General features: G+C 64.3%; 9 protein-coding genes. 7 read left to right on the top strand and 2 right to left on the bottom strand.

Features of this window, described 5'->3' with window-relative positions:
• A partial coding sequence (locus RMO81_RS09860) for a metalloregulator ArsR/SmtB family transcription factor (RefSeq protein ID WP_310475677.1) occupies positions 1 to 312 on the bottom strand: 312 nt, incomplete at its 3' end.
• Positions 313 to 376: 64 nt separating this feature from the next.
• On the opposite strand from RMO81_RS09860, the gene RMO81_RS09865 reads away from it, so the two are divergent.
• Complete coding sequence (locus tag RMO81_RS09865) at positions 377 to 1,243, top strand: MBL fold metallo-hydrolase (protein WP_310475678.1); 867 nt, start codon at positions 377 to 379, stop codon at positions 1,241 to 1,243.
• 27 nt (positions 1,244 to 1,270) lie between these two features.
• Positions 1,271 to 1,969, top strand: coding sequence for a peptidylprolyl isomerase (locus RMO81_RS09870; protein WP_310475679.1), 699 nt, complete (start codon positions 1,271 to 1,273; stop codon positions 1,967 to 1,969).
• Here the strand turns inward: RMO81_RS09870 and map are convergent, their stop codons facing one another.
• Positions 1,970 to 2,791 carry a type I methionyl aminopeptidase gene (gene map, locus RMO81_RS09875; RefSeq protein WP_310475680.1) on the bottom strand — a complete coding sequence of 274 codons (822 nt, stop codon included), beginning with the start codon at positions 2,789 to 2,791 and terminating at the stop codon, positions 1,970 to 1,972.
• A 90-nt stretch (positions 2,792 to 2,881) separates the two neighbouring features.
• Here map and RMO81_RS09880 point away from each other — a divergent pair, with 90 nt between their 5' ends.
• The 5 genes from RMO81_RS09880 to RMO81_RS09900 all read left to right on the top strand — a co-directional run.
• The gene (locus RMO81_RS09880; RefSeq protein ID WP_409049604.1) at positions 2,882 to 3,643 is read left to right on the top strand and encodes a competence/damage-inducible protein A; all 762 of its coding nucleotides are present in this window, start codon (positions 2,882 to 2,884) and stop codon (positions 3,641 to 3,643) included.
• Positions 3,644 to 3,657: 14 nt separating this feature from the next.
• Complete coding sequence (locus tag RMO81_RS09885; RefSeq protein ID WP_310475682.1) at positions 3,658 to 3,921, top strand: hypothetical protein; 264 nt, start codon at positions 3,658 to 3,660, stop codon at positions 3,919 to 3,921.
• 5 nt (positions 3,922 to 3,926) lie between these two features.
• Positions 3,927 to 4,604 carry an orotidine-5'-phosphate decarboxylase gene (gene pyrF, locus RMO81_RS09890; RefSeq protein ID WP_310475683.1) on the top strand — a complete coding sequence of 226 codons (678 nt, stop codon included), beginning with the start codon at positions 3,927 to 3,929 and terminating at the stop codon, positions 4,602 to 4,604.
• Positions 4,601 to 5,233 carry a phosphoribosylanthranilate isomerase gene (locus tag RMO81_RS09895; RefSeq protein ID WP_310475684.1) on the top strand — a complete coding sequence of 211 codons (633 nt, stop codon included), beginning with the start codon at positions 4,601 to 4,603 and terminating at the stop codon, positions 5,231 to 5,233. Before pyrF ends, RMO81_RS09895 begins: the two co-directional genes overlap by 4 nt.
• A partial coding sequence (locus RMO81_RS09900) for a pyridoxal-phosphate dependent enzyme (protein WP_310475685.1) occupies positions 5,230 to 5,805 on the top strand: 576 nt, incomplete at its 3' end. The genes RMO81_RS09895 and RMO81_RS09900, both read left to right, overlap by 4 nt.

Raw genomic sequence — 5,805 nt, forward strand, 5'->3', positions numbered from 1 at the left:
GGCCGGGGCATCGGATGGGGGGCAGAAGATGCCGGCGAGAGTGGTGATCACGGCTTTCACCGCCGGATTGGCGAGGCGATAGAAAATGGCCTGGCCTTCCCGTCGGGTGACGACGAGCCCTTCGGTGCGCAGCACGGCCAGATGCTGCGACAGCGCCGATTGTGAAAGGCGCGTCGCCAGCTGGCCGGCCTGCATCTCGCCATCGACCAGCTGGCACAGCACCAGCAGCCTTGTATCATGGGCCATCGCCTTCAACAGGCGGGCTGCTGCTCCGGCAGATTGTTCGAATGCGGCAAGATCAGTCGGGATCATGCGTGCAATATATCAGTTGATTCTAATTTAGCAAGTGGTAATACGATGAATGAGGAGATTGTCCATGACCAACCACCCCGACGTGACGCCCTTCTTCGATCCGGCCACCAACACCTGGACCTATTTGGTGGCCGATCCGGCCACGGGACATGGCGTCATCATCGATGCCGTGCTGGATTATGAGCCCAAGGGCGCGGTTGTGTCCCACGCCGGCCTGGAACGGCTGCTGGCCACCGTGGAACAGCGCCAGTTGAAGATCCAATATGTGATGGAAACCCATGCCCACGCCGATCATCTGGCCGGTGGCCACTGGTTGCGTGACAAGACCGGCGCGCCGCTGGTGATCGGCGCCCGCATTGGCGAGGTGCAGCGGGTGTTTGCGCCGCGCTTTGCCATGGACGATCTGGCCACCGATGGCCGCCAGTTCGACATGCTGGTGGAAGAGGGCGCCGCGCTGCCCTTGGGCAATCTCACCATCCGCGTTCTGCATACCCCAGGCCACACGCCGGCCTGCGTCACCTATCTGATCGGGGATGCCGCCTTCGTGGGCGATACGATGTTCATGCCGGATTATGGCACCGCACGCTGTGATTTTCCCGGTGGCGATGCCGCGATGCTGCATGCTTCGATCCAGAAACTCCTGGCGCTGCCGCCTGAAACCCGCATTTTCGTCGGCCATGATTATCTGCCGGCCGGGCGCAGCGCGTTTGCCTGCGAAACCACGGTGGCGGCACAAAAGGCGGGCAATGTGCATGTGCACGATGGCGTGGCAGCGGCGGACTTTATCGCCATGCGCCGGGCGCGCGATGCCACACTGGCGCCGCCGTTGCTGATCCTGCCCAGCCTTCAGGTGAATATCGCCGCCGGCGAACTGCCACCCGCCGATGCGCAGGGTCGCCGTTTCCTGCGGCTGCCGATCAGCCTGTCCTGATCGGCAAGCCCGAACTATGCTGCGGCCATGATTCGCCGCACCATGCTTGCCGCTGCCCTGTGTGGGCTCGCGTTTCCCTGCCTTGCACAGGAACTGCCGGCGCCGCCGCCCGCGCCAGCTGCTGCGCCAGCCACGGTTGCGGTGGTGATGGCCACCGAACTTGGCCCTATCACCATTGCGCTGGAAACCGGGCGCGCGCCGGTTACGGCTGGCTATATCCTTCGCCATGTCGATGAAAAGCGGCTGGATGGCGCGGCCTTTTATCGGGCCTACAAGGTGGTGCCCGATGGCAGCATTGGCCTGGTGCAGGCCGGCATACAGGATGGCCGCAAGCTGCTGCCGCCGGTGGCGCATGAACCGACGACGATCACCGGCCTTACCCATGATGAAGGCGCTGTCAGCCTTGCCCGCGCGGCCCCCGGCACGGCGCAGGCGCAATTTTTCTTCATCCTTGGCAATCTGAAGGGCCTGGATGCCAACCCGGCGGGGCCAGGTGACAATCTGGGTTTTGCCGTGTTCGGCCGCGTTACCGGCGGTATGGACGTGGTGCACAAGATCCTGAACGTGCCGATCTCCGCCACCAAGGGCGAAGGCGTGATGAAGGGTCAGATGATCGAAGCGCCGGTGAAGATCATCAGCGTGAACAGGTTGATTCCACTGCCGAAACCGCCGCCCAAACCTCCGGCCAAACCGCCCGTGAAAAAGCCGCTGCCAAAGCGCCGCTGATCAGGAATAGGGCGGCGCGTGCCAGCCCTTGGGCGAGGCCGTGAAGATTTCGCAGCCGGTTTCGGTGATCCCGATGCTGTGTTCGAACTGCGCCGAAAGCGATCGGTCGCGGGTTACCGCTGTCCAGCCGTCTTCCAGAATTTTCACGGCCGGGCCGCCGCCATTGATCATTGGTTCGATGGTGAAGAACATGCCGGGTTTCAGCACGACACCGCGCCCCGGCTTGCCAACATGCACGACATTGGGCGCCGTGTGGAAATCCTGGCCCAGCCCGTGCCCGCAAAAATCGCGCACCACCGAAAATCGGTTGCGTTCGGCGTGGGTCTGGATGGCGTGGCCAACGTCGCCCAGCGTCTTGCCGGGCTTGGCCTGTTCGATGCCCAGCATCAGGCATTCATGCGTGACGTCCACCAGCTTACGCGCCTTCAACGGCACATCGCCCACTTGGAACATGCGGCTGGTGTCGCCATACCAGCCATCCACCACCACGGTGACATCGATGTTGATGATGTCGCCGCTTTTCAGTTTCTTCGGCCCGGGAATGCCGTGGCACACGACATGGTTCACGCTGGTGCACAATGAGTGCGAAAAGCCGCGATAAAACACCGTGGCCGATGCGGCACCGGCAGCGCGCACGAATTCCCACGCCATCGTATCAAGCTCGATGGTCGCCACTTCGGGCAGCACATGCGGGGTGAGGTGATCCAGCACTTCGGCCGCCAGCTTGCCGGCCCGCCTCATGCCTTCGAAAGCGGCCGGCCCGTGCAGGCGCAGCTGGCCTTCGTGCGGGTCCATCACCGTGGTGTAAAGTGCTTGCGTCATTTGCACGCCCATAAGGATTTGACACGGCAAAGTCCATCTTCACCATGGTCACAGCCGCCGCCCTGCGCTAAGTCCGCCGGCATGAGCGACATGAGTCACACCCAGACAGAGCGCATCTACACGGCTGCGCTCGTCATCATCGGCGACGAGATATTGTCGGGCCGCACCCAGGACGCCAACACCGCCTATCTGGCGAAATGGCTGGGCGTGCAGGGCATCCGCCTGAAAGAAGTGCGGGTGGTGGCCGACGAGATGGACTCCATCGCAGAAGCGGTGAATGCCTTGCGCATCAAGCATGATTATCTGTTCACCACCGGCGGCATCGGCCCGACGCACGACGATATCACGGTGGACGCCATCGCAGCGGCGCTTGGCGTTGAGGTCATCATCCACCCGGACGCCCGCGCCATATTGGCGGCGCACTATGGCGATCAGCTCACCGATGCCCGTCTGCGCATGGCGCGCACACCGGCTGGCGCCAGCCTGATCGAGAATCCGCGCACCAAGGCGCCGGGCATCAGGGTGGAAAATATCTTCATCATGGCGGGCGTGCCGATGATTACCCAGGGCATGCTGGCCTGGCTGGATGGCAAGCTGCCGGGCGGCGCACCGGTGCTGTCGCGCAGTGTTGGCGCCTGGACGCAGGAAAGCCGCGCCGCCGAGATTCTGAAGCGCGCCGAGAAGGAAAACCCCGGCGTGCAGATTGGTTCCTACCCGTTCTGGCGCGAAGGCAAGACCGGCGCAAACTTCGTCATGCGGTCCACCAGCGAAGCGCAATTGGCCGATGTGGCACAAAAGCTGATGGCAGCGCTCAGCGAAGCTGGTATCACCCCGGTTGACGGAGAGCTATGAGGGTCAACATGGCAATGTTCCGCTGGGTCTTTCTCGCCGCAATGGCGGTGTTGTTCATCCTGCTGGCGGTGTCCAACTGGACGCTCGTCAATTTCATCCTGCCTGATGGCACGCCCACGGCGCTGCCGCTGCCCGTGTTGCTGGGCGGCGCGTTTCTGGCCGGCGTGATCCCCACCTGGATCTGGCATGTGCTGCTGCGGCCGCTGGGCGAAAGCCGCCGCGCGCGCCCGACCCGCGTGGAGCAGACGCAGATCGCTTCCCCTCCCAGCGGAGCCTGACAGCCATGGCAAATCCGGTGTTCGTGGCGGTTGATACGCCCGATGTCGCGGCCGCGCGCGCGCTGGTGGCGGCGGTTGCGCCGCATGTTGGCGGCGTGAAACTGGGCCTCGAATTCTTCTGCGCCCACGGTCCGGCGGGGATCGCCGCGGTGATGGATGGGCAAAGCTTGCCGCTGTTCCTCGATCTGAAACTCCACGATATTCCCAACACCGTGGCCGGTGCCGTGCGCAGCCTGGCGCCGCTGGCCCCGTCCATCCTCACCGTGCACGCTGCCGGTGGCCACGCCATGCTGGCGGCGGCCCGCGCCGCCGCGTTGCCCGGCACCCGCGTGGTGGCGGTCACCGTGCTCACCAGCCTTGATGATGATGATCTGCTTGCCGCGGGCGTGGCCGATGGCGCTGCCACCCAGGCGGCTCGGCTGGCCCGGTTGGCGCGCGGTGCCGGGCTGGATGGCATCGTCTGTTCGCCGCACGAAGTCGCCGCCGTGAAGGCGCAGTGGAATGATGGCCTGTTCGTCATTCCCGGCGTGCGCCCGGCCGGCAGCGATGTGGGTGATCAAAAACGCGTGATGACGCCAGCCGAAGCGCTCAAGGCCGGGGCCGGCGTGCTCGTCATCGGTCGCCCGATCACTTCTGCGCCTGATCCGGCCGCCGCTGCTGCCGCGATCGCTGCCAGCCTGTGACGCCGTTCAAGATCTGCGGGCTGAGCACGCCGGAAACGGTGGATGCAGCCGTGGCCGTGGGCGCAGCGCATTTGGGGTTCAACTATTTTTCGCCCAGCCCGCGCTTTGTCGATCCGGCAGCATCGGCGGCGCTGATCGCCCGCGTGCCGGCCGGAGTGGGCCGGGTGGCCGTGCTGGTTACCCCGGATGATGCGCTTGTGAGCGCCGTGATCGCGGCCGGGATCACAATATTACAGTTACATGACGTGTCGCCGGAACGGCTGAACGAATTGAAATCGCGCTATAATATACCGGTATGGCTGGCCGCAGGCGTCAAGACTCGCGCCGATATCAGGGCGGCGGACATGGCCGCAGGGCCAGCCGACCTGTTGCTCCTCGATGCCAAAGCGCCTAACGACGCGCCGTTGCCCGGCGGCAACGGGCTGGCCTTTGATTGGCGGTTGCTGGTTGAAACGCGGCCGGGGCGGCCGTTCGGGTTGGCCGGCGGCCTTGGCATCGGCAATGTTGCCGAGGCCATTGCCCGGGTGGCGCCGGCGCTGGTGGATGTGGCATCAGGTGTTGAAGAAGGTGCAGGGGTGAAATCAGTGGACAAGATCAGGGCCTTTGCCAGCGCCGTGAGGGCAGCATGAACGCGGAAACCTCGCTGCGTTCCGGCCCGGATGCGAACGGCCATTTTGGTCAGTTCGGCGGGCGCTATGTTGCTGAAACGCTGATGCCGCTGATCCTGGAACTGGAACAGGCCTATATTGCTGCCAAGGCTGATCCGGCCTTCCATGCCGAGCTGGAAGACCTGCTCAAGCATTATGTGGGCCGCCCCAGCCCGCTCTATTTCGCGGAACGCCTTACCGATGAATTGGGGGGCGCGAAAATCTACCTCAAGCGCGACGAGCTGAACCACACCGGCGCGCACAAGATCAACAATTGCATCGGCCAGATTCTTCTCGCCCGCCGCATGGGCAAGACGCGGATCATCGCCGAAACCGGCGCTGGCCAGCACGGCGTGGCCACCGCCACCGTCGCGGCGCGATTCGGGCTGCCGTGCACCATCTTCATGGGCGCCCGTGATATCGAGCGGCAGGCCCCCAACGTCTTCCGCATGAAACTGCTGGGTGCGGAAGTGCGCGCCGTCGAAAGCGGCAGCAGAACGCTAAAAGACGCCATGAACGAAGCCCTGCGCGATTGGGTGACCAACGTGCACGAC

It is taken from the genome of Sandarakinorhabdus sp., from assembly GCF_031422795.1.
Classification (GTDB): Bacteria; Pseudomonadota; Alphaproteobacteria; order Sphingomonadales; family Sphingomonadaceae; genus Sandarakinorhabdus.